General features: G+C 63.0%; 23 protein-coding genes. 13 read left to right on the forward strand and 10 right to left on the reverse strand.

What is annotated here, in order from left to right; genetic code table 11:
- Window positions 1-317: 317 nt before the first annotated feature.
- Window positions 318-527 carry a cold-shock protein gene (locus AC3IR3_RS06950; protein ID WP_132141271.1) on the forward strand — a complete coding sequence of 70 codons (210 nt, stop codon included), beginning with the start codon at window positions 318-320 and terminating at the stop codon, window positions 525-527.
- Window positions 528-837: 310 nt separating this feature from the next.
- Window positions 838-1,050: a transcription antiterminator/RNA stability regulator CspE gene (gene cspE / locus AC3IR3_RS06955; protein ID WP_489196211.1), complete on the forward strand. Its 213-nt coding sequence runs from the start codon at window positions 838-840 to the stop codon at window positions 1,048-1,050.
- Window positions 1,051-1,205: 155 nt separating this feature from the next.
- On the opposite strand, the gene AC3IR3_RS06960 is transcribed toward cspE, so the two are convergent.
- Window positions 1,206-2,066 carry an IS3 family transposase gene (locus tag AC3IR3_RS06960; RefSeq protein WP_489195337.1) on the reverse strand — a complete coding sequence of 287 codons (861 nt, stop codon included), beginning with the start codon at window positions 2,064-2,066 and terminating at the stop codon, window positions 1,206-1,208.
- A complete protein-coding gene (locus tag AC3IR3_RS06965; protein WP_489195336.1) occupies window positions 2,063-2,362 on the reverse strand; it encodes a transposase in 300 nt (99 codons plus the stop codon). The genes AC3IR3_RS06960 and AC3IR3_RS06965 overlap by 4 nt, the downstream gene beginning before the upstream one ends.
- Window positions 2,363-3,266: 904 nt before the next feature.
- Here AC3IR3_RS06965 and AC3IR3_RS06970 point away from each other — a divergent pair.
- From AC3IR3_RS06970 to AC3IR3_RS06990, 5 genes are all read left to right on the forward strand, one after another.
- On the forward strand, window positions 3,267-3,479 hold the full coding sequence (locus AC3IR3_RS06970) for a cold-shock protein (protein WP_489196212.1): 213 nt from the start codon (window positions 3,267-3,269) through the stop codon (window positions 3,477-3,479).
- Window positions 3,480-3,554: 75 nt separating this feature from the next.
- Window positions 3,555-4,421, forward strand: coding sequence for an alpha/beta hydrolase family protein (locus AC3IR3_RS06975; RefSeq protein WP_489196213.1), 867 nt, complete (start codon window positions 3,555-3,557; stop codon window positions 4,419-4,421).
- A 56-nt stretch (window positions 4,422-4,477) separates the two neighbouring features.
- Window positions 4,478-5,536, forward strand: coding sequence for an NADH:flavin oxidoreductase/NADH oxidase (locus AC3IR3_RS06980; protein WP_489196214.1), 1,059 nt, complete (start codon window positions 4,478-4,480; stop codon window positions 5,534-5,536).
- 17 nt (window positions 5,537-5,553) lie between these two features.
- Complete coding sequence (locus AC3IR3_RS06985; protein ID WP_489196215.1) at window positions 5,554-6,429, forward strand: pirin family protein; 876 nt, start codon at window positions 5,554-5,556, stop codon at window positions 6,427-6,429.
- Window positions 6,430-6,578: 149 nt separating this feature from the next.
- Window positions 6,579-6,881, forward strand: a complete 303-nt coding sequence (locus AC3IR3_RS06990) for an Mpo1-like protein (protein ID WP_489196216.1) — start codon at window positions 6,579-6,581, stop codon at window positions 6,879-6,881.
- A gap of 26 nt (window positions 6,882-6,907) precedes the next feature.
- Here AC3IR3_RS06990 and cqsA read toward each other — a convergent pair whose 3' ends face one another.
- The 4 genes from cqsA to AC3IR3_RS07010 all read right to left on the reverse strand — a co-directional run bounded on the left by cqsA (window position 6,908) and on the right by AC3IR3_RS07010 (window position 11,305).
- Window positions 6,908-8,167 carry an alpha-hydroxyketone-type quorum-sensing autoinducer synthase gene (gene cqsA / locus AC3IR3_RS06995; protein ID WP_489196217.1) on the reverse strand — a complete coding sequence of 420 codons (1,260 nt, stop codon included), beginning with the start codon at window positions 8,165-8,167 and terminating at the stop codon, window positions 6,908-6,910.
- A gap of 271 nt (window positions 8,168-8,438) precedes the next feature.
- Window positions 8,439-9,476, reverse strand: a complete 1,038-nt coding sequence (locus AC3IR3_RS07000) for a response regulator (RefSeq protein WP_489196894.1) — start codon at window positions 9,474-9,476, stop codon at window positions 8,439-8,441.
- On the reverse strand, window positions 9,476-10,849 hold the full coding sequence (locus AC3IR3_RS07005) for a sensor histidine kinase (protein ID WP_489196218.1): 1,374 nt from the start codon (window positions 10,847-10,849) through the stop codon (window positions 9,476-9,478). The genes AC3IR3_RS07000 and AC3IR3_RS07005 overlap by 1 nt, the downstream gene beginning before the upstream one ends.
- Before the next feature lie 66 nt (window positions 10,850-10,915).
- Complete coding sequence (locus AC3IR3_RS07010; RefSeq protein WP_489196219.1) at window positions 10,916-11,305, reverse strand: cytochrome c; 390 nt, start codon at window positions 11,303-11,305, stop codon at window positions 10,916-10,918.
- Between the two features lie 134 nt (window positions 11,306-11,439).
- On the opposite strand from AC3IR3_RS07010, the gene AC3IR3_RS07015 reads away from it, so the two are divergent.
- On the forward strand, window positions 11,440-12,219 hold the full coding sequence (locus AC3IR3_RS07015) for a tRNA threonylcarbamoyladenosine dehydratase (protein ID WP_489196220.1): 780 nt from the start codon (window positions 11,440-11,442) through the stop codon (window positions 12,217-12,219).
- 19 nt (window positions 12,220-12,238) lie between these two features.
- Here AC3IR3_RS07015 and phbB read toward each other — a convergent pair whose 3' ends face one another.
- On the reverse strand, window positions 12,239-12,979 hold the full coding sequence (phbB, locus tag AC3IR3_RS07020; RefSeq protein WP_132141283.1) for an acetoacetyl-CoA reductase: 741 nt from the start codon (window positions 12,977-12,979) through the stop codon (window positions 12,239-12,241).
- A gap of 70 nt (window positions 12,980-13,049) precedes the next feature.
- Window positions 13,050-13,913: a tRNA glutamyl-Q(34) synthetase GluQRS gene (gene gluQRS, locus AC3IR3_RS07025; protein ID WP_489196221.1), complete on the reverse strand. Its 864-nt coding sequence runs from the start codon at window positions 13,911-13,913 to the stop codon at window positions 13,050-13,052.
- A gap of 212 nt (window positions 13,914-14,125) precedes the next feature.
- Here gluQRS and htpX point away from each other — a divergent pair, with 212 nt between their 5' ends.
- The 5 genes from htpX (at window position 14,126) to AC3IR3_RS07050 (ending at window position 19,816) form a co-directional block, all read left to right on the forward strand.
- Window positions 14,126-15,010: a protease HtpX gene (htpX, locus tag AC3IR3_RS07030; protein ID WP_489196222.1), complete on the forward strand. Its 885-nt coding sequence runs from the start codon at window positions 14,126-14,128 to the stop codon at window positions 15,008-15,010.
- A 114-nt stretch (window positions 15,011-15,124) separates the two neighbouring features.
- The gene (gene htpG, locus AC3IR3_RS07035; protein WP_489196223.1) at window positions 15,125-16,990 is read left to right on the forward strand and encodes a molecular chaperone HtpG; all 1,866 of its coding nucleotides are present in this window, start codon (window positions 15,125-15,127) and stop codon (window positions 16,988-16,990) included.
- 423 nt (window positions 16,991-17,413) lie between these two features.
- Window positions 17,414-18,394: an IS110 family RNA-guided transposase gene (locus AC3IR3_RS07040; protein WP_489192309.1), complete on the forward strand. Its 981-nt coding sequence runs from the start codon at window positions 17,414-17,416 to the stop codon at window positions 18,392-18,394.
- A 108-nt stretch (window positions 18,395-18,502) separates the two neighbouring features.
- Window positions 18,503-19,411 (forward strand): AEC family transporter, encoded by a 909-nt coding sequence (locus AC3IR3_RS07045; protein WP_489196895.1) that lies wholly within the window; start codon window positions 18,503-18,505, stop codon window positions 19,409-19,411.
- Between the two features lie 6 nt (window positions 19,412-19,417).
- Window positions 19,418-19,816: an RNA-binding S4 domain-containing protein gene (locus tag AC3IR3_RS07050; protein WP_489196224.1), complete on the forward strand. Its 399-nt coding sequence runs from the start codon at window positions 19,418-19,420 to the stop codon at window positions 19,814-19,816.
- A gap of 476 nt (window positions 19,817-20,292) precedes the next feature.
- Here AC3IR3_RS07050 and AC3IR3_RS07055 read toward each other — a convergent pair whose 3' ends face one another.
- Both AC3IR3_RS07055 and mutS read right to left on the reverse strand, forming a co-directional pair.
- The gene (locus AC3IR3_RS07055; RefSeq protein WP_489196225.1) at window positions 20,293-21,777 is read right to left on the reverse strand and encodes a catalase; all 1,485 of its coding nucleotides are present in this window, start codon (window positions 21,775-21,777) and stop codon (window positions 20,293-20,295) included.
- Window positions 21,778-21,908: 131 nt separating this feature from the next.
- Window positions 21,909-24,494 carry a DNA mismatch repair protein MutS gene (mutS, locus tag AC3IR3_RS07060; RefSeq protein ID WP_489196226.1) on the reverse strand — a complete coding sequence of 862 codons (2,586 nt, stop codon included), beginning with the start codon at window positions 24,492-24,494 and terminating at the stop codon, window positions 21,909-21,911.
- Between the last annotated feature and the right edge of the window lie 97 nt (window positions 24,495-24,591).

Raw genomic sequence — 24,591 nt, forward strand, 5'->3', positions numbered from 1 at the left:
CGCCAAGCATGCGACCTTTTGGGGTGAAAGCAATGTCAGGGTGCGACGAGACAGTCTTTATACCCGTTCAGGCACGAAAAGGTCGGTGCCATCGCTATTTATGCATTCTGCGCGTATGATCTGTTCACTGTGTTTGCCGGGGTCACAGAGTTCCGTTGACCCGATGCCGCTGATTTTGTGTCCGCAACATCGCTTCGCTCCTCGCGTTTCCTAGCACACCAGTTCAGTCCGCCCGCGAATTCCGGGGGTTGGTCTTGAAGTAACAGGCCGTCATAGGGCGGCGTATCTAAAGCAAAGTAAAGTATTGGAGTGTTTCTATGTCGGATCGTGAGATCGGCACCGTAAAGTGGTTCAACGACGCCAAGGGCTTCGGCTTCATCAGCCGCGATAGCGGTCCTGACGTCTTCGTGCACTTCCGCGCCATCACCGGCAACGGCTTCAAGTCGCTGCAGGAAGGCCAGAAGGTCAGCTTCAAGGTCGTCAATGGCCAGAAGGGTCTTCAGGCCGAGGAAGTCCAGGCCGCTTGATCGGTTTCGGCATCTGGCAGTAAAGACGAAGTCGGGCGATGACGTCCGGCTTCTTTGTGTTTTTTTGGTTTCGACTTGCCGAATTCACTAAGAATTCACGAAAAATAATGAGAAAAGCGCACATTTGTAGGCATTCACCTACATAAGTTCGCTCAAAACTCGTTATGATCGACATGCTGTGTTTGCGCGGTCACGCGAGCGGCCCGATGTATGCGAGAGTACCCGCTGCATCGCCTCACCCGTTCCTGCATGCTCAGTAAGTCGTCGGCTGGCAAGCCGATTTTTAAATGTGTGGATCGAGGTGTGTGTAATGGCTGACAACAAGACGGGTACGGTTAAGTGGTTTAACGATGCGAAGGGCTTCGGCTTCATTTCGCCGGAAGACGGCAGCGCCGACGTGTTCGTGCACTTCCGTGCCATCACGGGCAACGGCTTCAAGTCGCTGCAGGAAGGCCAGAAGGTTAGCTTCAACGTCGTGAACGGCCAGAAGGGCCTTCAGGCTGAGGAAGTCAAGGCGATCTAATCGCTTAGACCTCTGGTACGTAAAAAGCCGGGCGGCGACGCCCGGCTTTTTTTATGGTTCTTCACGCATGGTCGGGGAGGGCTCGGCTTCGCCATCGCTTTTGCGCTCGGACGCTTCGCGGAGAGCCGTCGGCCACCTGAGGTGGTCAAGTATTTCTAAACACCCGATAGGTTTTTTTTTCGGGCCGTCAGCATCTCGTGGATGGCTGGCGGGACCTGACCGTTGGCCGCATGCAGGCGCCGGTAGTTGTAGTAAGACGTCAGGAAGACCGTGGCGTCGCTCTCGGCTTCGTGACGAGTGTCGTAGGTCCGTTGCATCCATTCGGTTTTCAACGACGCGAAGACCCGCTCGGCGACAGCATTGTCCCAGCAGTGTCCCTTTCGACTCATGCTTTGAGTGATTCCCAGGCCTTGCAGGCGCCGAATGAAGCCGAAGCTGTTGTATTGCGAGCCCTGGTCGGAATGGAACATCAGCTCACCCGAGGGCCTGCGATCCTTCACCGCCCGATCCAGAGCAGCCAGCGCCAAGTTCGCGTTGGGCTGGATCGAGAACGCCCAGCCGACGATCCGCCGGGCATACAGATCCACCACGATGGCCAGGTACAGCCAGCCCTGTCGGGTCGGCAGGAAGGTGATGTCGCCGACCCAGACCTGGTTGGGCCGGGCCACGTTGAACTGCTGCGCAAGAAGGTTGGGGGCGGGCACCGCCGCCTTGCTCGCTCTGCGATAGGAGTGCCGGCGTACCCGTTCGGCCCACACACCCGCCTTCTTCATCAGGGTGCGGGCGCGATATCGACCCGTCGGCATGCCTTGCCGGGCAAGCTCCGCAGCCATGCGGCGTGTACCGTAGCTGCCTCGGCTCTGCCGATGAATCTGCCGAACCGAGGTCACCGCCTTCGGCTCGTCAGGAATCGGCCGTTCCTCCGCGCCGCGCCCGGCGTAGTAACTGCTGCGGGGGTATTCCATGGCGTCACAAAGCTGGGTGACCGCGTACGCCCCCTTCAGTTCGTCGATCACCGCCGTGGGCGATCGTTCTCCCGAACGAAGAAGGCGATAGATTTTTTTAGCAGTTCGCGCTCCTCCTGGAGCTTGAGCACCTGCGCCTCGAGCTCGACGACACGGCGACGGTCCTCGTCGGCCGTCCTTTGGCTGCCTGGCGCCGGATGCTCTGCCTGGTACATTGCCACCCACCGTCTTAACGCCGTAGGGCCGACATCCAACATCTCACACACCTGCCGTGTCGAATGGCCTTCGGCCAGGATCAGATGCACGGCTTCGTCCCGCTGCGCCTGCGTAATATTTTTACGTCCCATGGTTCACCTCGTTCTGGCTGTGAATCCCCTCAGGATGTCCAGAAAGATTAGACCACCTCAACCGCCCTCGACGCTCCGGCTTCACCGTCGCTCGGGAACGGATAGCCGCTGCGCGGCTGGTGTTCTATGGCTGCGCCCCGTCGCGCCCGCGCGGCGGGCGGGGGTTTTCGATTCGGCTCCTGCCTCAGCGAAAACGGCGGACCGTCCTGGTCCGCCCCCTTACGGGCCTTTTCCGCCCGCCGCGCTCGGTTCCGCAAGTGCGTCGAGGGCGGTGGCCGACGGCTCTTCCGGAGGTTGCGGTTACGTGGGGGAAAGCAGCGTGTGACGCATGACCGGTGGTGACCGTATCTGGTCCCGTCCCATCACGTGCATCGGCTCGCGCTCTGCCCGCAGCAAACCGCAGTCGACGGTGCCGTGGCCGGGTTGGTCCTTGGGGCCGCCTTAGCCGAGGGCCGCGATACCCCACTGACGTAGCGAAGCGGAACTACGGCCCGCTCCCGCAGGGACGGCGCCGAAGGCCCCAAGGGCCAACCCGGTCGCGGCTTCCCCGACAGCACAAGTGTAAGACGGCTGTCCTCGACCGAAGATCGACGAGACACCTCAAGCCGTCCCCGCTAATGCGTGAAGAGCCTTATTTATGGCCGTTCAGGGCCTTAGGCTAGTGCCTGACCTGTGCTAATGCCCGAAATCGCGACGTGGGCGTCAAAAAAACGACGTTTGTAGGCATTTTCCTACAGCACTTTGGCTGAATCTGAGTATTATCGAAGCCGCTGTGTTTGCGCGGTCACGCGAGTGGCCCGATGTAAGCGAGAGTACCCGCTCCATCGCCTCACCCGGTCCTGCATGCTCAGTAAGTCGTCGGCTGGCAAGCCGATTTTCCAGTGTCTGGATTGAGGTGTGTGTTATGGCGGATCGTGTAACGGGTATTGTTAAGTGGTTCAACGACGCGAAGGGCTTTGGCTTCATCACGCCCGACGCGGGCGGCGCGGACTTGTTTGTTCACTTTAAGTCCATCAAGGGCAACGGCTTCAAGTCGCTGCAGGAAGGTCAGAAAGTCAGCTACGTTTCCGCCCAGGGACAGAAAGGTCCTCAGGCTGAAGACGTCGAGCCGGTCTGACATTTTCGGATCATGTTTCGATGGGCCGGGCGGCGACGCCCGGCCTTTTTTTTAAGTTGGGGGAGCATCCGGGGTATGACCGAAGAAGGTGCATTCGGCAGCATCGCGCAAAACGTACGGATCGCGCGCAGTTCCGACGGCGCTCAGGCAGGGCTGCTGGTCTACGAGCCGAAGTCGCCGCAAACCGCCCTGATGTGGGTGCCCGCCATGGGCGTTCCCGCCCGCCATTATGAAGCGCTGGCCCTGGCGCTCGCATGTCGTGGTGTCGCGGTGGGGGTGCACGAATGGCGAGGTATCGGTTCCAGCGATCGACGAGCCGGCAGAGCTTCGGACTGGGGTTATCGCGAACTGCTTAAAGAGGATCTTCCGGCGAGTCGCGAGGCGCTTCGGGCGGCACTGCCGAATGTCCCGTTATGGTTGGGCGGTCACAGCCTCGGCGGCCAGCTGGCCAGTTTGTTCGCGGCAACCTCGACCCAGGCTCCGAAGGGTATCGCGCTGGTTGCCAGCGGGTCGCCGTACTGGCGCAACTTCGGCCTCGCCGTGGGCATGGCCTATGTGGGCGCCCCGTTGCTCGCCGCTCTGGTTGGCTATCTGCCCGGTCGGCGTATCGGGTTCGGCGGCAACGAGGCTCGGGGCGTCATCGCCGACTGGTCGCGTAGCGGTCGCACGGGCCGCTACAGTGCCCGTGGCCTGGATGTCGATCTCGACGACGCGCTGCGGAAGCAGCCGTCGCCGATCCTTGGCCTGCGCCTGCGGGACGACTGGCTGGGTCCTGCAGCATCCCTCCAGTTCCTCGTGGACAAGATGCCCTTGGCAGCGCGCACCCTGGATGTTGTCGGACCGGACCTGCTCGATGGCCAGCCTGCGGATCATTTTGCGTGGATGAAGCGGCCGGATGCCATCGCCTGCCGGATCGCCGACTGGATCGACCAGACCGCTTGAATCGACGCGGGCTCGCCGGAAGGTAAGGTTTCTTCTTCTTTCCTCGCGGGACGGATATGACTCTCTTCGAATCCTTGCGGCAGCGCGACGTGATTTTCCGCAATCGTATCGTTGTCGCGCCGATGTGCCAGTACTCCGCTATCGATGGCGTGCCCGACGACTGGCATCTGGTCCACCTCGGTAGCCGGGCGGTTGGAGGTGCGGGTGCCGTCGTTTCCGAAGCGACGGCGGTATCTCCGGAGGGCAGGATTTCCGCAGGTGACGTCGGTATCTGGAACGACGCGCAGGTAGCTTCCTGGCGGCGTATCACGGACTTCGTACGCCAACAGGGCGCCGTTCCCGGCGTGCAATTGGCTCATGCGGGGCGCAAGGCAAGCGTTCATGCGCCCTGGCTTGGCGGCGGCCCCCTGTCCGAAGCCGAAGGCGCATGGGCAACGGTTGCGCCGTCCGCCATGCCGTTCGATGGCGACTGGCACATTCCCGTAGCGATGGATGATGCGGCTATCGCTAAAGTGGTCGCGGATTTTCGCGCGGCGGCCGTGCGTGCGCGCGACGCCGGGTTCGATCTGGTGGAATTGCATGCGGCGCACGGTTATCTGTTGCATCAGTTCCTTTCGCCGCTGAGCAATCGCCGTGACGACGCGTTCGGTGGCGATTTTGCAGGACGCACGCGCCTGTTGCTCGACGTCGTTCGCGCAGTACGCGAAGTCTGGCCTTCGCACTTGCCTCTGTGGGTGCGCATCTCCGCCACCGATTGGGCGGACGGTGGCTGGACGCCCGACGAAAGCGTCGAGCTGGCGCGTCGCCTGAAGCCGTTGGGTGTCGATCTTGTCGATACGTCGTCCGGTGGTCTGGTGCCCCGCGTGAAGATCCCGCTCGCTCCCGGGTATCAGGTACCGTTCGCTACCCGCATTCGCGCCGAGGCGGATATCGCCGTGGGCGCGGTGGGACTTATCACGAGTCCGGATCACGCTGAAGCGATCGTCCGCGAAGGCCATGCGGACATGGTGCTGATCGCGCGGGAAAACCTTCGCGATCCATATTTTCCGCGTACCGCGGCAGCCGCTCTGGGTGTGTCGGTCGACGCGCCAAAGCAGTACGCTCGTGCCTGGTAAACAGAGGTAGTCCACGCATGACCGCGACGGCATTTTCGGTGGAAGGACGCGAACGCGATCTGGGCGATGGCTTTGTCGTTCGCCGTCTGCTGCCCCATCTGCAGGCACGGCACGTCGGTCCGTTCGTGTTCTTCGATCAGATGGGACCGGCCGATTTTGCCGAGGATTCCGGCATGGACGTGCGGCCGCATCCGCATATCGGCCTGGCTACCGTTACCTGGCTTTTCCAGGGGGCGATCCGTCATCGGGACAGTCTGGGCAGCAACGTCGATATCCATCCGGGCGATGTGAACTGGATGACGGCAGGGCGCGGCATCGTCCATTCGGAACGCACGCCGCCGGACGAACGTCACCATGGCCAGAACCTGCATGGCATCCAGGTGTGGGTCGCCCTGCCTAAAGCGTTCGAGGAAATCGAACCCGAGTTTCATCATCACGCCGCCGCGGAACTGCCAAGGGTCGAGCTCGACGGCGCACGTCTGACGGTCATTGCCGGCGAAGCCTTTGGCCGGAAGTCGCCGGTGAAAGTGTTCGCGCCGATGTTCTTCGTCGAGGCGCGCCTCGATGCCGGCGCATCGATCGTCCTTCCGGACATCCATGCGGAATGGGGCGTTTACGTCGTGGAAGGTCATGCGACGTTTGGCGGGCTCGATCTGCCCGCGCTCGGCATGGGAGTGCAATACGGTGGCGAACCGCCGGTACTCAAGGCGGAGAAATCGTCGTTGATCATGCTTTTCGGCGGCGCCCCGCTCGATGGAGAACGCCACCTCTGGTGGAACTTCGTATCCAGCTCGAAGGAGCGGATCGAACAAGCGAAAGACGATTGGCAGGCGCAACGGTTCGGCACGGTGCCGGGTGACGACGGCGAATTCATTCCGCTGCCGGCGTATTGAGGAGCGGGGGTGGGGGATGGGTAGTGGGGGCGTAACTTCGCGAGACAGGGAGGGCTGGCAACGTTGCTTCGTTCCCGAGGCTGGTGCGTTTCGTCGTACTCAACCGTGCGCCCCCACTATCCATCCCCCATGCAGGCCGCGATAACGCCATGAAAGAATTCGCCAGCTTCAAGGACTTCTACCCCTACTATCTCGGCGAACACCGCGACGTGCGCTGCCGCCGCATGCATTTCGCCGGCAGTTGGGTCGTTATCCTTGCGTTGGCGTTGTTGATATCGACGGGCCAGCTGCGTTGGCTGCTGCTGGCCCTGGTCGGTGGTTATGGATTCGCATGGATCGGGCACTTCGTATTCGAAAAGAACCGGCCGGCGACATTCCGGCATCCGCTCTGGAGCCTGATGGGCGACTGGGTGATGTTCTGGCAAATACTGCGCGGGCGCGTGTCGCTCTGACGAGCGGCACGCCCCGCGGTTGTTCGTCAGGCCACGTATTCCAGCGATCGTTGCGCACCGCGCTTCGCGCGGCGACTGGCGCTCCATGCGGGAAGGTCGAGTTCATCGCGTGCCTTCGTGCACACGTCGACGAGGCGTTCCACGTCGCTATCGCTCATGCCCGCATTCAGCGTGAGTCGAAGTAGCGAACGATTGACCGTTGTAGCAGGCGCACTGAATACCGAACCGAAGATGCCGTAGCGTTCGAGTACGTCGCGTACCTTGCCGGTCAGTATCTCGACCCCTGCTTCGAACGCAACGATTTGCTCGGTGCCATCGGCGATGGGATAACCTAGCCGGGTCAGTTCGCAGCGCACGTGCCGGGTCACCTGGCGCAGTCGTGTACGCCGCCAGCCCTCTGTCTGGATAACCCGGTGCGATGCCGACATGCCTGCCAGTTCGGAGGGCAGCAGCGACGAGCTGAAGATCGCGGGCAAAGCCTCGCAACCGAAATAATCCTTGAAACGATCGGTGCAGGCGATGAATCCGGCGCGCGAGCAATACGCCTTCGCCAGGCTGGCGGTGATGAAATGGACCCGGTCCTGAAGTCCAAGACTGGCCACCAGACCTTCGCCACGCGTGCCGTGCGTGCCGAGAGAATGGGATTCGTCCACGATCAGGACGCATCCCGATGCCTGGGCTACCGCGGCGATCTCGACGAGCGGTGCCAGACTGCCGTTCGTGCTGTAAACCGCGTCGACGACGATGACTCCCGGTCCGTTGCGCAAGACCTGTCGTTCCAGGTGGGTTGTGTCGTTGTGCAGCACCGACACCGCTCGCGCTCCGGCGCTGCGAATACCCTCCCAGAGAGACGCATGCGCCAGCATGTCGATGTAGACCGGCGTCCGATCGTCCGCGATCGACTGGATAAGGCCAACATTCGCCGCGTAACCCGATTGCGCCAGGATGCCGTTCTCTGTGCCGACAGCACGGGCGAGTTCGTACTCCACGCGGTGCAACGGATCGTTCGCATCCTGCATGAACAGCGCGGACATCATCATCCCAAGCCCACCCTCGGCGAGCGACAAGCGCTGTGCTTCGACAATGTCGGGATGGCCGGCAATCGACAGATAGTCGTTGCTTTGTAGCAAGAGATCTTTCGCCGAGGGTTTCCGGCCGCGCAAAATGTGACGGCCACCCCAGTCGATGGCCACCCGTTCGTTGTGAAATTTATCCACGCGGCGACTGACGAACTCCGGAAGGGCGGGAGCTTTCGGGACGCGGTGCAGGACGGATACGTTCTCCATGGTGGTTTCCTCTCTCTCTCGTAGTGGTTATGTCTGGGCGACATCGCACACGCTGCGGATCGCACTGCCCGCACGCGCGCACGCCGACCTCGCCCTGGTCGGCGCGTATAAGAGAGACAGAGGCGGCACGTTTGAGACGCCCCCTAGCCGTTAGGTGTAGGTAACGAGAGAAGGCGTGCGCAGGCCTACGCTTAGGCAACGCGCACACGAATCCCGGCTCGCACCGGAGCGACACCTGCGGGAAATACCTTACTGGATAGGCGCTGGGGGGCTAGATGAACCGGCCGCGACTGTCCGCGGCAAGGCTGAGGTCCTGTTCGCGAAGCCAGCTGCGGTAGGACTTGACGTGCTGGAGCCGGAACCGCTCCACATCGTCGATCAGCGCGTAGTAGTACCACTGCTCGCCGGACACCGCCGTGGCCGGGTACATATGGGCTTCGGGCTGGGAAATGCTCTTGTGGTAGAAGCCGTCGCGCGAGGCGAACCAGGGCAGGGCTTCGCAAGAACGCATCGATTCGAGCACCGAATCGGGGGCGCCCAGATCGGACGCGATCTCGACGTGCGTACGCAGGTCCTCGTCCGTCTGCACCAGCAGGAACCGGCCGATACCCCACGCATCGAGGAGCAGCAAACCGGTCGGATTGCAGTGCACATAGCACTCCACCGGCTGGAATGTGGCCGTTACGCCTTGCAGTACCTCGCGGAAAGCGGGGTCTCGAAGGAACCGGAAATTGCCAAGGGCCAGGGTTTCTGCGACGAAAGCGCTGGCGCGTTCGAAATAGCGACGCTGAAGCTCGACGATCGCCGTTTGCAGTTTTTCGATCGCCAGCGGGTCGTTTTTGCGGATGAAACGGTCGATGACACCTGAATTGAAGGCGTCGATGGCCGTGGCATCGTCGGCCCGGCCGGTCAGCAGGATCTTTCCGATATGGGGGTTCGGCAAGCGTTTGCAGAAGGTAATGCCGTCCATGTCCGGCATCGCCTGATCGACGACGACGACCGAGATTTCGGCGAAACGCTCGGGGTCGTACACCACGCGATGGATCGAATCGATATCCAGCGCGACCAGTTCCTGGGTTTCCGAGGGGCGGTCTTTCCAGCGATATAGCCAGCCGCCGCCCGGAACGGGCCTGCTGCCGGTATTGCCCAGCGTGGACAGTGCGGCGCGTGGCGAACTGAACGTGCGCACGCGCATCATCGGATCGAGCAGCAACGGGACGACGTCGAGGTATTCCTCGTGGTCGTCCACCAGCACGGTGGTGGTGGGAAAGTGGAAGGGCTGGATATCGCCCTGCGCATTCAACGTCATCACTGCGTGTCGCCGGTATCCGGAAGAGGAAAGTCGAGGGTGAACTCGGTGAACTCACCCCAGTTGGAATGGCAGACGATGCCTCCGCCCATATGCTCCATCGCCGCGAGGGAAAAAGCGAGCCCTATTCCCAAGCCGGTGACGCCGCCTTCGTGGCCTTCGCTGGAATAAGAGTAAAAACGGTTAAATATCCGTGGCAGGACATCCGGTGGAATGCCCGGACCCGAATCGTAGACCCGGATACGGTTGGAGGTCTCGCCGGGCTCGATATAAATGCCGATTTCGCCTTTGCCGGCACGTCCCGTATGGAACAAAGCGTTGCGAAGAAGATTGAACAGAACATGCACGAACAGGCTTTCCGCACCCATCAGCGTGAAATCGCCCGTCGGGGAGAGCATGATCCGGTCGCGCTCGGCGCGCGAGCCATACGGAAACCGGCGTAGCGCCTGCTCGACGCATTCCCTCGCCGACAGCGGGTGGAGGGGTACCTCTCCGATGGGACGGGCCGCAAGCAGCAGCATGTCGATGATCGTGTTGGCGTAGGTAACCTCGCGCTCCATGACGCCGAGGCTGCGTTCCAGCGCGTGCAGATTCTGTTCTCGCAGTTCCGGCACGGGCAGGCCTTCGCTTTCGGCCAGCCGATGACTGCGGATGAGGTCCGGCATGAACCGGCCGATAGCCTTCGCGGCGATCCGCAACGATCCGAGCGGTGTGCGCAACTCATGGGCGATGTTGTTCGATGCGGCGGTCAGAGCGTCGAGGCGCGATTGCTCGGCCATCGACGACGACACGCTACACACGGCGCCGCCGACCATCGCGAACAGGAGCAGCGGTATGTATTCGAGCATCGGCGCCACGTGCAGATGCGCGGCCGGCGACAGAAGGAACGCGATGGTCGCGAAGATGCTGCCCGCCGTGAACACCAGCAGGAAGCTGGCGACATCGAAGAGCATCATGAGCAGCATGACGGCCGCCATGTGCGTCATCAGCCATGCGGGGGTGGCATTGCGCAGGGTCATGTAGCCCACGAAGAAGGGCAGCGCGATCGTCATCGCCAGATACCAGTACGACGGTAGCCAGGCCCTGAACCGTCGCGGCCACCAGGGAAGCAGCGCCAGGGGAAGGAAGGTCGCACTGCAGGCCAGCCGCAGCGGCAGGTTCTCGTAGGGCTGGGGAAACAGGAAGGCCCATACCGGGTAATAGATGGCGAGCGAGAAGCAGCCGACCACGCCGATCGCCACCATCTTGGGCTGCGAATAGCGCGTGCGGGCGAACATCGTCGACTCGAAGCGCCCCATCGCCCGCAGGAACAGCCACGCCTGCATCCGCACGAAGCGGGCCGGGTGAGCGAACTTATTCCCGGCTGGAGACATGGCGTGGACGCTGAGAAGCGCCCCCTCCGGATGCGTGCATGGCAAAGGCGGGGGAGGGCGGCATGCTCAACGGAAATTCTGGTGACAGGACTGGCACGCGTCGCTCACTGGCTTCAGCGCGACGATCAGGGCCGCGCACGTCGCGGGCGCGGCCTTCGTTGCCCCGGCCAGCGCGGTGTCGAGCTGGCGGGCGGCGTCGTAAAAGCCCTTGTCCATGCCGGGGAAGGCTTCTTCGATATCGGCGGCTGCGCCGGTCAGGCGCGCCAGCCGCGCCGCGGTCGCGGGGCCGTCGCACTGCTGGCTGCGCAGGCCGTTCCTGAGGACTCCGACATGGTGTTGCATGATCGCCATCACCCCCCGGTGATAGGGCGTGCCCTGGCGCAGGGCACTAAAGGCAAAGGTGGCACCCATGGCACCCACGGCAAGACCCAGGACGATCAGGAGCAGGGCGCGCATGGACAGTCCATTGATTGGGGCTGTCAGCATAGCGAACGGCTCGATTCTTTCAATATGGGATAATCCGCGCAGAGTCGGCGACGACGCCCGTCCCCGTTAACGGCCGACACTCGCATTCCCAGAGCCTCCCTTTCATGAATCCTAACCAGGCCGAGCGTTTCGCCGGCATCGAACGTCTGTACGGTACGGGTACCCTCGACCGCCTCGCCCAGGCCCACGTGTGCGTTATCGGCGTGGGCGGCGTGGGGTCCTGGGCCGCCGAGGCCCTGGCACGCAGCGGGGTCGGGCGGCTGACCCTGATCGATGGCGACGATGTCTGTCTGTCGAACACCAATCGGCAGATGCATGCCCTCGAGGGTCAGTACGGCAAGCCTAAGGTCGGGGTCGTCGCCGAGCGCGCCCACGCCATCAATCCGGCCATCCGCATGGAGGCCATGGAGCGTTTCCTTACTTCGTCGTCCCTGGACGAGTTGCTGGACCGGAAGTACGACGTCGTCCTCGATGCGTGCGACGCGCTGAAGGTCAAGCTGGAAACCATCGTCTGGTGTCGTCGGCGTAAGCTGCCGCTGGTGACGGTCGGGGCGGCTGGCGGACGTACCGATCCGACCCTGGTCCGGGTGCGCGATCTTTCGCGTACCGAGCACGACGCGATGCTCAGCATGATCCGCAAGAAGCTCCGTCAGGAGCACGGTTTTCCGCGCAATCCCGATCGTTTCTTCGGCGTATCGGCGGTGTACTCGCTGGAGAATGTCCGTTACCCGCAGCCGGATGGCTCGGTATGCGGCGTGCGTCCACCGGGTGGGGACGCGCTGAAGCTGGACTGCGGCGGCGGTCTGGGTGCCGCCGCCCACGTCACCGGTGCCTTCGCATTCGCGGCGGTGGGCAAGGTGATGAGCCTTCTGACGAAGGCTTAAAAGCAACGGCCGGTCGCGATCACCAACCCATGTAGTGCCCGCCGTTGATCGCCAGGTTCGATCCGGTGATCCAGCTCGATTCTTCCGCGGTAAGAAATGCCACCGCGTGCGCGATTTCCTCGGGGCGGCCAAGACGGCCGACCGGGATCTGGGCGATGATTTTCTCGCGGATATCGTCGGGCACGGCCATGACCAGGTCCGTGCCCACATAGCCCGGGGACACCGTATTGACGGTAATGCCGAAGCGGGCATTTTCCTGGGCCAGCGAGATCGTGAATCCATGCACGCCAGCCTTGGCGGCGGCGTAGTTCGCCTGACCGTACTGACCCTTCTGGCCGTTGATCGAACTGATCTGCACGATGCGGCCCCAGCGCCGTGCGCGCATGCCCTCGATGACGGGACGGGTCACGTTGAAGCAGGCGTTGAGGTTGGTGTTCACCACCTCGGTCCACTGCTGGTAGTCCATTTTGTGGAACGTGGTATCGCGTGTGATGCCCGCATTGTTGATCAGTACTTCGACCGGGCCGGCCAGATCCTCGACGCCGCGGATCATGGCCTCGGCCGAGACCGGATCGGACACGTCGCCCGCCACCATCACGACCTCGATGCCGTCACGGATCATGTCCTCGCGCCAGGCGGCGGCGCGGGCCTCGTCGCGATAGTTGGTGGCGACGCGATGACCCTGTCGGGCCAGATAGCGCACGATCGCGGTACCGATTCCTCCGGTGCCACCCGTGACCAATGCCGTGCGCTGCGTCATGCCTACCTCGTCGGGAAAGAAGATGTCCGGGCGGCGGGACGTGCCGGGGACAAGCGAGTCTTATAGCGTCTCAGCCGTATGGATGGCTACTGCGACGTAGCGTCGCAGGGTCGAAATCCCACAATGCTTGACGCAGGAGGTCTTCCGGCGAGCCGGCCATGCCGGAAACGGGCATGCCCAGCTGCGCGATGGCGAGACGAAGGGCGGGAAGGGGATCTCGCGCGTCGACCGGCAGATCGGCCGCGGACTTGGACAGCTTTCTGCCTTGGGCATCCGCCACCAACGGCAAATGCATATAGCGCGGCGTGGCGACGCCCAGCAGGGTCTGGAGCCATATCTGCCGGGGAGTGGAGTCGAGCAGGTCGGCACCTCGTACGACTTCGGTGATGCCCTGCGCGGCATCATCCACGACGCAGGCCAATTGGTAGGCCCAATAGCCTTCGACACGCCGGAGGACGAAATCGCCGACGTCGTCGCGAAGGCTCTGCGACTGTCGACCCTGCAATGCATCGTCGAAGGTCACCACGGTATCGGGCACCCGAACGCGCCACGCGGGCGGGCGGCCCGGATCGGGCACGGCGACGCAGTGACCGTCCCGGTGCAGTCCGCCGGCAGACACGAGGTCCATCCGGCTGCACCAGCAGGGAAAGACATGGCCTTGCGCCCGGAGCCGGTCGAGGGTTTCTTCGTAAGCGGCATGCCGTGTCGACTGGAAGACGGGCGGGGCATCCGGACGCAGGCCGAAGGCCGTCAGCGTGCGCAGAATCGCCCTGGCGGACCCGGGTACTTCACGGGGAGGATCGACGTCCTCGACCCGAACCAGCCACTCGCCTCCCGCATGTCGGGCGCAAAGCCAGCTGCCGACGGCAGCGACGAGCGAGCCGAAATGCAGCGAACCGGTGGGCGAGGGGGCGAATCGGCCGCGATATGTCATGGAAGAGAGAGAGGGGTGGAACGACCGGATATGAGAAACTTCTCATGCAAAGTCGGGGGAGCCGGGTTTGAGTGTAGGCGAAGCGGATGGCGCAAGTGCGCGTCGCGCCTTGGGTTAGCTGTCGTGGCCCTTGAATCGTTCAGGTCGGACCCCGAAAACTACGTCACAGGGCAGCGCGCGGTCCCCTTCATGACTGCCCCCAAGAGACAGCCATGCTACGAATTCTGCTTTTCCTCGGTACCAATATTGCCGTCCTCATCCTGCTCAGCATTGTCTGCCGACTTTTCGGCATCGACGCGTGGGCCGCCCAGCGTGGCGTAGGGATGGGTGGATTGCTGGTGTACGCCGCTGTCTTCGGCATGGGCGGCGCCTTCATTTCGCTGGCCATCTCCAAGTGGATGGCAAAAATGTCGACGGGCGCGAAGGTCATCAAGGAGCCCGCCAACGAGAACGAGCGCTGGCTGCTCGACACGGTTCGCCGTCACGCCGAGAAGGCGGGTATCGGCATGCCCGAGGTCGCGATCTACGACGGCCCGGAAATGAACGCCTTCGCCACGGGCATGAGCAGGAACAATGCGCTCGTTGCCGTCAGCTCCGGTCTGCTCCAGCAAATGGATCGCGAGCAGGTATCGGCCGTGCTCGGCCACGAAATCGGCCACGTCGCCAATGGCGACATGGTGACGCTGACGCTGATCCAGGGCGTACTCAATACCCTGGTGATCGTGGCGGCGCGTATCGTGGGTCGACTCGTCGACAGCTGGTTGAACGGCGGTCGCGAACGCGATGGCGGCGGCATGGGCTACTTTGTGGTCGTGCTGGTGTTGCAAATCGTGTTCGGCTTGTTCGCTTCGATGATCGTGATGGCGTTCTCGCGCTGGCGCGAGTTCCGCGCGGACGCCGCGGGTGCGAATCTGGCCGGTCGCGGTGCGATGATTTCGGCCCTGCAACGCCTGTCGGCCAATCACGGCGAAAGCACGCTGCCGCAGACGATTCAGGCTTTTGGCATTTCGGGCCATCTGGCCACGGGCCTCAAGCGCCTGTTCATGAGCCATCCGCCGCTGGACGAGCGCATTGCCGCCCTGCAGTCGGCCCGTTAAGTACGAAACTTACGTCGAACGGCCGGTGCCCGTGGGCACCGGCCGTTTTCTTGTGCAGGGCCGGTCGGTCCATCGCATAATTGCCTCTATGTTCCACTATCCGGCGAACCATCCGTGACCCAGGAAACCCGCAAGTTCGAAGCCGAAGTCTCCCAGGTACTCCATCTGGTGACTCATTCGCTGTACTCGCACAAGGAAATATTCCTTCGCGAGCTTATTTCCAACGCCTCCGACGCCTGCGACAAGCTGCGTTTCGAATCGCAATCCCATCCCGAACTGCTGGACGGCGATGCCGAGCTGCGCATCCAGGTCACGTGGGATCCGGAAGCCCGCACCATCAGCGTCCGCGACAACGGCGTCGGCATGAGTCGCGACGAAGTCGTGGCCAATATCGGTACGGTTGCCAGTTCGGGCACGCGCCGTTACCTCGAGGCGCTGTCGGGCGAGCAGAAGGCCGATGCGCGACTTATCGGTCAGTTCGGCGTGGGCTTCTATTCCGCGTTTGTCGTGGCCGACCGCGTGACGGTGCTGACGCGTCGCGCTGGTAGCGCGGCCAGCGAAGGCGTGCGCTGGGAAAGCGACGGCAAGGGTGAATACAGCCTCGACGACGTCGAACTACCCGCTCGCGGCACGACGGTCATCCTGCACCTGAAGGCCGACGAGGACGAGTTCCTGCAGCCGTGGACGTTGCGCTCGACGATTGCGAAATATTCCGACCACGTCGCCTTTCCCATCCGCATGCCGAAAGATAGCGACGGCAAGCCGGATACGGCCGAGTGGGAAACGATCAATTCCGCTTCGGCATTGTGGGCGCGGCCCAAGTCGGATATTTCCGACGAGGACTATCAGAGCTTCTACAAGGCGCTGGGCCACGACTTCAACGACGCGCTGGCGTGGACGCATAACCGCGTCGAAGGCAGCCAGAGCTTCACGACGTTGCTCTATATTCCGTCGCAACCGCCGTTCGACCTGATGATGGGCGGCAGCGACGAGCGCAAGGGTCTGAAGCTGTATATCAAGCGCGTCTTCATCATGGATGCCGCCGAAGAACTGCTGCCGAAATATCTGCGATTCGTCCGTGGCGTGGTGGATGCCGACGATCTGCCGCTGAACGTCAGTCGCGAAATCCTGCAGAAGAACCGTCAGCTCGACCGCATTCGCGGCGCTTGCGTAAAGCGCGTACTGGATCTTCTCGAAAAACTGTCGCGCGACGAACCGGCGAAGTTCACGACCTTCCTGGACGCCTTCGGCAACACGCTCAAGGAAGGTATCGTCGAAGATGCCGGCAATCGCGAACGCATCGCGAAGCTGCTGCGCTTTGCATCCACGAAGGGCGACGGCGCTGGCAAGACGGTGTCGCTCGACGAGTACATCGGGCGCATGCAGATGGGCCAGGACATCATCTGGTACGTCACGGCCGATAGCTACGCCGCGGCCGCCGGCAGCCCGCAACTGGAAACCCTGAAGGCCAAGGGCGTCGAAGTGCTGCTGATGTTCGATCGCATCGACGAATGGATGCTCGGCTATCTGAACGAGTACGAGGGCAAACGCTTGCAGAACGTGGCGAAGGGCGTGTTGCCGCTGGACGAAGCCGACAAACGGAAGCAGGAAGCCGCCACGCAGGCCGCGGAGCCGCTCCTGGCACGCATCAAGACGCTGCTCGGCGATCGAGTGGGCGACGTCCGCGTATCGGCTCGCCTGACCGATTCGCCGTCCTGTCTTGCATTGGCCGACTACGACATGGCGCCGCATCTTGCCCGTCTTCTTCGCGAAGCCGGTCAGGACGTGCCCGACGCGAAACCCACGCTGGAAGTGAATCCGGAACATCAGTTGCTGAAGCGTCTGGACACCGAAACAGACGATGCGAAGGCCGCCGATCTGGCGGGTCTTCTGCTGGAGCAGGCGGAAATCACGGCCGGTGCGCAGCTGGCCGATCCGGCGGCGTTCGTGCAGCGGATGAATCGGGTGTTGCTGGGGTAAATCGCTGTAACGAGGGGGCGTAGAGTCCCCCTCGTTGCATCGACGCGTCACCGTCGCTCCTGCGCAGGCAGGAGCCCAGTGCGGTGCAGCAGGTTTTAGCGAAATCGCCCATTCACGCTCTCGAAGCCCGGCCCTCCGCGTAAGGCTTTCCATGCGCGTTCGCCCTGGGCTCCTTATGTGTCGATTCCCGAGCCGAATGGCGCGAGAATCCCCGACTGATCATCGGTGGGAACGAGGTGACGCCCATGGGCTCCTTCGGCATCAAGCCGGCAAGGCAGATTCGCGCCCTCGTTCCGTTTCACTCGCCTGAAGCTGGAACGGTATCTTAGGCCCGCCATAGTGGCGTGAGCCTGCACATGTAAGGATCAGCCTGGCGGGTCGTGATGATCGGATGCGAAAACTTCTGACCTAAGGACTCAGCTGATGACTCAGCCCATCGTGGGGATCGATGTCGCCAAGGCGACGTTCGACGTAGCACTTCCTCTGGATCGACCGGGGAAGTACCAGACCAAGGGCAAGATGCCGCAAACCCCGGCAGGTTTTAAGCTGTTGAGCGAATGGCTGGCCCGGCATGCGCCCGATGCGGCCGTGTGCATGGAAGCGACCGGGGTGTATCACGAGGCCTTGGCCATCTATCTGTACGAACGGGGGGTGACCGTCTTCGTGGTCAATCCGGCACAGGTCGCCGCGTACGCCAAAAGCGAACTGTCGCGGACCAAGTCCGATACCACCGACGCCAAGCGAATTGCCCGCTTTGCGATCGCGCAAAGGCAACTGACCCGTCCCCTGCGGCCCTGGCAGCCGCCGACCCCGGCGCAGCGCAAGCTGCGCGCCCTGATCTATCGGCTGAACGATCTGGAAGGGATGCGCCAGATGGAGGCCAATCGGCGGGAGGTCGCCGACACCTCGGTCCGCCCCTCGATCGAGGAGATGCTCCAGACACTGGACCGGCAAATCAACGCCCTGCGCCGGGAGATTAACGACCACATCGACTCGGACCCGGACCTGCGTCGGGACAGCGATCTGCTCGTATCGATCCCGGGCATCGGCGAACTGACCGCCGCCTTCATCCTCGGTTGCGTCGGCGATCTGCGGCGGTTTTCCGACCCGCGCAAGCTCGATGCGTTTGCCGGACTGAATCCGGCGATCCGTGAATCGGGGAGGTGGAAAGGGCGCAGCACGCTGTCCAAGCTCGGCCACGCCCTGCTTCGAGCCAAGCTCTTCATGCCAGCCATGACCGCCATCCGATGCAATCGGGCTATCCAGCATCTCTTTCAGCGCCTGACCGCGCGCGGAAAACCGCGCAAACTGGCTCTGGTCGCAGCCATGCGCAAACTACTGCACATCGCTTGGGGCGTGGTCCGATCCGGCAAGCCTTATGAGCCGAACATCGCCCTTGCATGAGCGTGGCCAAGACGGTATCTGCCTGCGCAGGAGCGCCGGTGAGTAGGACGCGGGCCACGATCGCCCGGAATGTGCCGTTCCGTCCAGCGCCTTCCCTACAATGCGGGCATGTCCGCACTCTTCATCCTCTTCGTCTGCCTGGCCCTCGGCATCCTCTGCCGCCGCTACGCGAAGCTCCCCGACGGCATCGTTCCCGGGATCAACTGGTTCGTACTCAACATCGCTCTACCCGCGCTGGTGCTGGCGCTGGTGCCGCGTGTCCGCATCGACGCGCATCTGTGGTTCCCGGTGTTCGCGATGTTCCTCACCTTCTTCGGTGCCTGGGCATTGTTCGCGACGCTCGGGCGGATCCTCGGCTGGTCGCGTGCGCGCATCGGCTGCCTGACCCTGGTCTGCGGTCTCGGCAATACCTCGTTCATGGGTTATCCGATGATGGAAGCCCTGCATGGAAAGGAAGGGCTCGCGATTGCCGTCATCGCCGACCAGCTCGGCTGTTTTCCGTTGCTGGCGGCTGGCGGTATCGTCGTGGCGTCGCTGTACTCGGGGCGTTCCGCCAGCCCGGCGCTCGTGGCGCGCAGGCTACTGACCTTTCCCGCCTTCCTTTCCCTGATCGTGGGCGTCGTCGTCGGGGCGGCGGGTGGCTGGCCGGCATCCGTCGATCGCGTTCTGATGCAGCTGGGCTCGACACTGACGCCACTGGCGCTGTTTTCCGTGGGCCTGCAGTTCACGTTGCATCTGCATCGCGATCAGCTCGGCGCGCTGATCGCCGGTCTTGGGTGGAAGTTGCTGCTTGCGCCGGTTATCGGCCTCGCCGTCGGCATGGTGGCGGGTGTCACGGGTCTCACGCTGATCGTCGGTGTATTGCAGGCGGCCATGGCGCCGATGATTTCGGCGGCGATTCTGGCCGACCAGTACGATCTGGAACCCCGGCTCGCCAATACCGTGCTTGGCGCAGGCATTCTGCTGTCGCTGGCGACTATTCCCCTTGGGAATCTGCTGTTGACCCACATCCTCTGATTCGTGATGACCGACTCGTCGAAAACCTCCGAAGTACGCGCCGACGTGTGGCTCTGGGCCGCCCGTTTCTTCAAGACCCGCAGTCTGGCCAAACAGGCAATCGACGGTGGGAAGGTCGAACTGAATGGCGCGGCCTGCAAGCCCGCCAGACCGATAACCGTCGGCGACCGGCTGCGTGTGTCGCGCGGCGAGGAAAAGCTGGAGTGCGACGTGATCGCGCTATCGGAAAAACGTGGGCCGGCATCCGAAGCTCAGAAGCTTTATAGCGAAACGGAAGCGAGCGCGACCGGGCGAGAACGCCAGCGCGAAGATCGGCGGATGACCGGCGGAGCTCTGCTGCGTCCTGCCTCGCGTCCGGACAAAAGATCTCGTCGGCTGATTCAGGCTGTGAAAGATTCACTTTGACGATGCTAGTGCGCCGCACTAGTTTTCGGTGGGAGCTTGGCGACGTTGTAGATAAAGTGGTTCTTCACGCACTGCGGGAGGGCTCGGCTTCGCCATCGCGCTCGGAAGGCTCTTCCGAACGCTGCGGTCACGTGGAGGAAAGCATCGCGTCGACGCATGGCCAGTGATGACCGTATGCCGGTCCAGCCCCATCACGTGCATCGGCTGGCGCGCTCCCCACAGCAAACCGCAGTCGACGAAGCCGCTGGCGACACGAGCCGCACAGCGGCTGTCCTCCGAAGAGCAGTCAGACACGTCAGACCGTGCCCGAAGTGTGCGAAGAACAGATAAAAAGCGCCCCACACGTGCCACAAAGCTGCTGGCGTCGTGGCACGTGTGGGCAACGCCCACGGGAGTTTCGAGGAGAGTCGGTCGTCCCGTGAAACTTGCCGGGATGGCCATGGCGGCCATCCCGGGAATCAATCAGGCCACTTCGATCAGACCGCTTCTTCGACCGTACGGCCTTCCGGTGCCGACGGCGGTGTCGAGGCAAGGGCCTTGCGCACGCCTTCGGCGTAAGCAGGATCGGCCTTGGTGAAGTGACCCATCTGACGTTCGACGATGGCGGCCGGCACACCCTGCATCGCCGCGGCGATATTGTTGAATAGTGCCTGCTTCTGTGACACGTTCATCAGACGGAAGAGGTTGCCGGCCTGCGTGTAGTCGTCGTTGCCTGCGCGGTGATCGTAGCGATCGGCGTCGCCGGAAATCTTCAGCGGCGGCTCCTTCGCGGAAGGCTTCTCGACCGGGCCGCCGAAGGAGTTCGGTTCATAGTTCACGCTACCGCCGCCGTTCGTGTCGAAGCGCATCTGGCCGTCGCGGTAATAGTTGTGCACCGGGCACTTCGGCGCGTTGACCGGCAGCGACTCGTGATTCACGCCCAGGCGATAGCGCGCGGCGTCGGCGTAAGAGAACAGACGGAATTGCAGCATCTTGTCCGGGCTGTAACCGATGCCGGGTACGACGTTAGCCGGCGAGAAACTCGATTGTTCGACCTGCGCGTGATAGTTGTCCGGATTGCGGTTCAGCTCGAATTCGCCGACTTCGATCAGCGGGTATTCGGCATGCGGCCAGATCTTCGTCAGGTCGAACGGGTTGTACGACGTGGTTTCGGCTTCGGCCTCCGGCATGATCTGCACGAACATCTTCCAGCGCGGGAACTCGCCGCGCTCGATGGCTTCGAACAGATCGCGCTGATGCGATTCGCGATCGTTGCCCACCAGCGCCGCGGCGTCGGCGTTCGTGATGTTGGCGATGCCCTGCTGGGTCTTGAAGTGGAACTTCACCCAGAAGCGTTCGTTGGCGGCGTTGATGAAGCTATAAGTGTGGCTACCGAATCCGTCGACGTGACGGTAAGACTTCGGCAGGCCGCGATCGCTCATCAGGATCGTTACCTGGTGCAGCGATTCGGGCGACAGCGACCAGAAATCCCATGCAGCGGTGTTGCTGCGCATGTTCGTGCGCGGGTCGCGCTTCTGCGTGTGGATAAAATCGGGGAATTTGTAGGGGTCGCGTACGAAGAAGACCGGGGTGTTGTTACCCACCAGATCCCAGTTGCCTTCGCCCGTGTAGAACTTCAGCGCGAAGCCGCGCACATCGCGTTCGGCATCCGCCGCGCCGCGCTCGCCGGCCACGGTGGAGAAGCGCAGCAGCATGTCGGTCTTCTTGCCGATCGCCGAGAACACATCGGCTTTGCTGTATGCCGTGATGTCCTTCGTGATCGTCAGCGTGCCGAAGGCGGCCGAACCCTTGGCGTGGACGACGCGCTCCGGAATGCGTTCGCGGTTGAAGTGCGCATGCTTTTCGAACAGTTCCCGATCCTGGATCAGGACCGGACCGCGCGGGCCGGCGGTCAGGCTGTTCTGGTTGTCGGCTACGGGCGAACCACCGGCTGTCGTGAGCGTTTTGCGGTCGGTCGTCATGGCTGTGTTTCTCCTGCTCGGGTCGTTGATGCCCGAGTATCCCCCGAGCCGTGTGACCGACTATAGGCAGATTCAGCCATTATAAGAATTCGATTGTTCTCATCGATTCGATAGGCCAGGTCAATCGTCGGTCAGAGCATGCGGCGAAGGCGATAGAGCGCATCCAATGCATCGCGTGGGCTAAGCGCGTCGGGGTCCAGGGCACGCACCGCTTCTTCCACGGGCGAAGGAAGCGGTGGAGCGAACAGACCCATCTGAGGCGTAGCGGAGGGCGTGGGGGCCGCTACGGCCGCCGTGACCTCGTGCCCCTGTTCCAGCGCCGACAGATAGCGCCGGGCGTCGGCGATCACCGCCTTGGGCAGACCCGCCAGCGCGGCCACCTGCAGGCCGAAGCTGCGGTTGGCCGGGCCTTCCTTCACGGTGTGCATGAAGACCAGTTGCTCGCCATATTCCACGGCATCCAGATGCACGTTGGCGATGGCCGGAAACTCGCCCGCCAGTTCGGTCAGTTCGAAGTAGTGCGTGGCGAACAGCGTGAACGCGCGACTGGTCGCCGCCAGATGGACCGCGGCGGCCCTGGCCAGCGAAAGGCCGTCGTACGTGCTGGTGCCGCGTCCCACCTCGTCCATCAGGACCAGACTGCATTCGGTGGCGTTGTGCAGGATATTCGCCGTCTCGCTCATTTCCACCATGAAGGTGGACTGGCCGCGCGACAGGTCGTCGCCGGCGCCGATGCGGGTGAATATCCGGTCGATCGGTCCGATCGTCGCGGCAGCGGCTGGTACATAGCTGCCCACGTGCGCCAGCAGGACAATCAGTGCGTTCTGCCGCATGTAAGTCGACTTACCGCCCATGTTCGGGCCGGTGATGACCAGCATGCGTCGTGCGTCGTCCAGGTTCAGGTCGTTCGGTTCGAAGGGCTCGTCGCGGACTTTTTCGACGACCGGATGACGGCCGCGCGAAATGTGGATGCCCGCTTCGTCGGTGAGCGAAGGTGCCGACCAGTCGAGCGCTTCTGCGCGCTCGGCCAGGTTGGCCAGTACGTCCAGCTCCGCCATGGCCGCCGCCGCGATCTTGAGTTCGGGCAGGTGCTCCGTGAGCTTGTCCAGCAACAGTTCGTACAGTGCGCGTTCGCGCATCAGCGAACGTTCCTTGGCGGACAGCACCTTGTCCTCGAAGATTTTCAGTTCTTCGGTGATGTAGCGCTCGGCGTTCTTGGTTGTCTGCCGGCGCGTGTAGTGCGTCGGCGCCTTTTCGGCGTTGGCCTTGGTGATTTCGATGTAATAACCGTGGACGCGGTTGTAACCGACCTTCAGGGTGGAGATGCCGCTGGCGGCTTTTTCGCGTTCTTCCATGTCGACCAGGAACTGATCGGCGTTGGTGGATAGCTGGCGCAGTTCGTCCAGTTCCTCGTCATAGCCCTCGGCCAGCACGCCGCCGTCGCGAAGCAGTACGGGCGGTTGCTCGATGACGGCGCGCGCCAGAAGCTCGGCCGTGTCGCGGTGATCGCCGATGCGTTCGACCAGGCTGTGTAGCAACGGGCTGTCCAGCCCCTCGATGTCCTCGCGCAGGCGCGGTGCCGCGGCAAGACCATCGCGCAGCGTCGACAGGTCGCGCGGGCGGGCGGAGCGGAGCGCCACGCGTGCGAGAATGCGTTCCAGGTCGCCGATGCCGCGAAGACGTTCGCGCAGAGCCTGCTGGCGGCGCGAGTCGAGCAGGCTGCCGATGGCCTGATGGCGCTGACGCAGCACATCGCGGCTGCGCAGCGGACGGTTCAGCCAGCGGCGCAGCAGGCGTGCGCCCATCGGTGTGATCGTCTCGTCCAGTACGCCGAGCAGCGTGTTCTCGACGCGGCCGCTCTGGTGCGTGTCGATTTCCAGATTGCGTCGCGTGGCGGCGTCCATCGCGATCGTTTCGCGTGCGCTTTCCACGGCCATGCCGGTCAGATGGGGCAGGGCGCTCTTCTGGGTTTCTTCCACGTAGCCGAGCAGGCAGCCGGCCGCGGCCACGCCGAGCGGCATGCCGTCCACACCAAAGCCCAGCAGGTCGCGTGTGCGGAAGAAGCGGCACAGCTCGCGCCGTGCACTGTCGAATTCGAAATGCCACGGCTGACGTTTGCGCAGACCCGGCAGGGCCGACACCAGCTTGGGCCATGCGACGTCTTCGCTGACCAGCGTTTCGGCGGGCTGAAGCCGTGCGAGTTCGGCGGCAAGCCCCTCGGCATTGGGCACTTCGTTGACGAGGAAACGGCCGGTGGACAGATCGACCCAGGCCAGGCCATAGCCGTTCGGGCCGGCCGCGATCGACAACAGCAGGTTGTCGCGGCGCTCTTCCATCAACGCCGCATCGGTCACCGTGCCCGGCGTAACGATACGCACGACTTCGCGCTTGACTGGCCCTTTCGACGTGGCCGGATCGCCGATCTGTTCGCATAGCGCGACGGATTCGCCGAGCCTGACCAGGCGTGCGAGATAGTTTTCCACCGCGTGATAGGGCACGCCCGCCATCGGAATAGGTGCGCCCGCCGACTGGCCGCGCTGTGTGAGGGTGATATCGAGCAGTCGCGCCGCCTTGCGGGCGTCGTCGTAGAACAGCTCGTAGAAATCGCCCATGCGGAAGAACAGGAGGATGTCCGGGTATTCCGCTTTCGCGCCCAGGTACTGGCGCATGAAGGGCGTGTGTCCGCCGGTCGAACGATCGTCTTCTGCGGTTGCCATGATTCCACTGCGTACGGTGTTTACGGCGCACCACCCATGGCCCGCCAGCCCCACATGATAAGCGACCGGAGCGCCGGGGTGCGGCCGGGCCACCACG

The organism is Luteibacter sp. GL_149 (genome assembly GCF_057834065.1).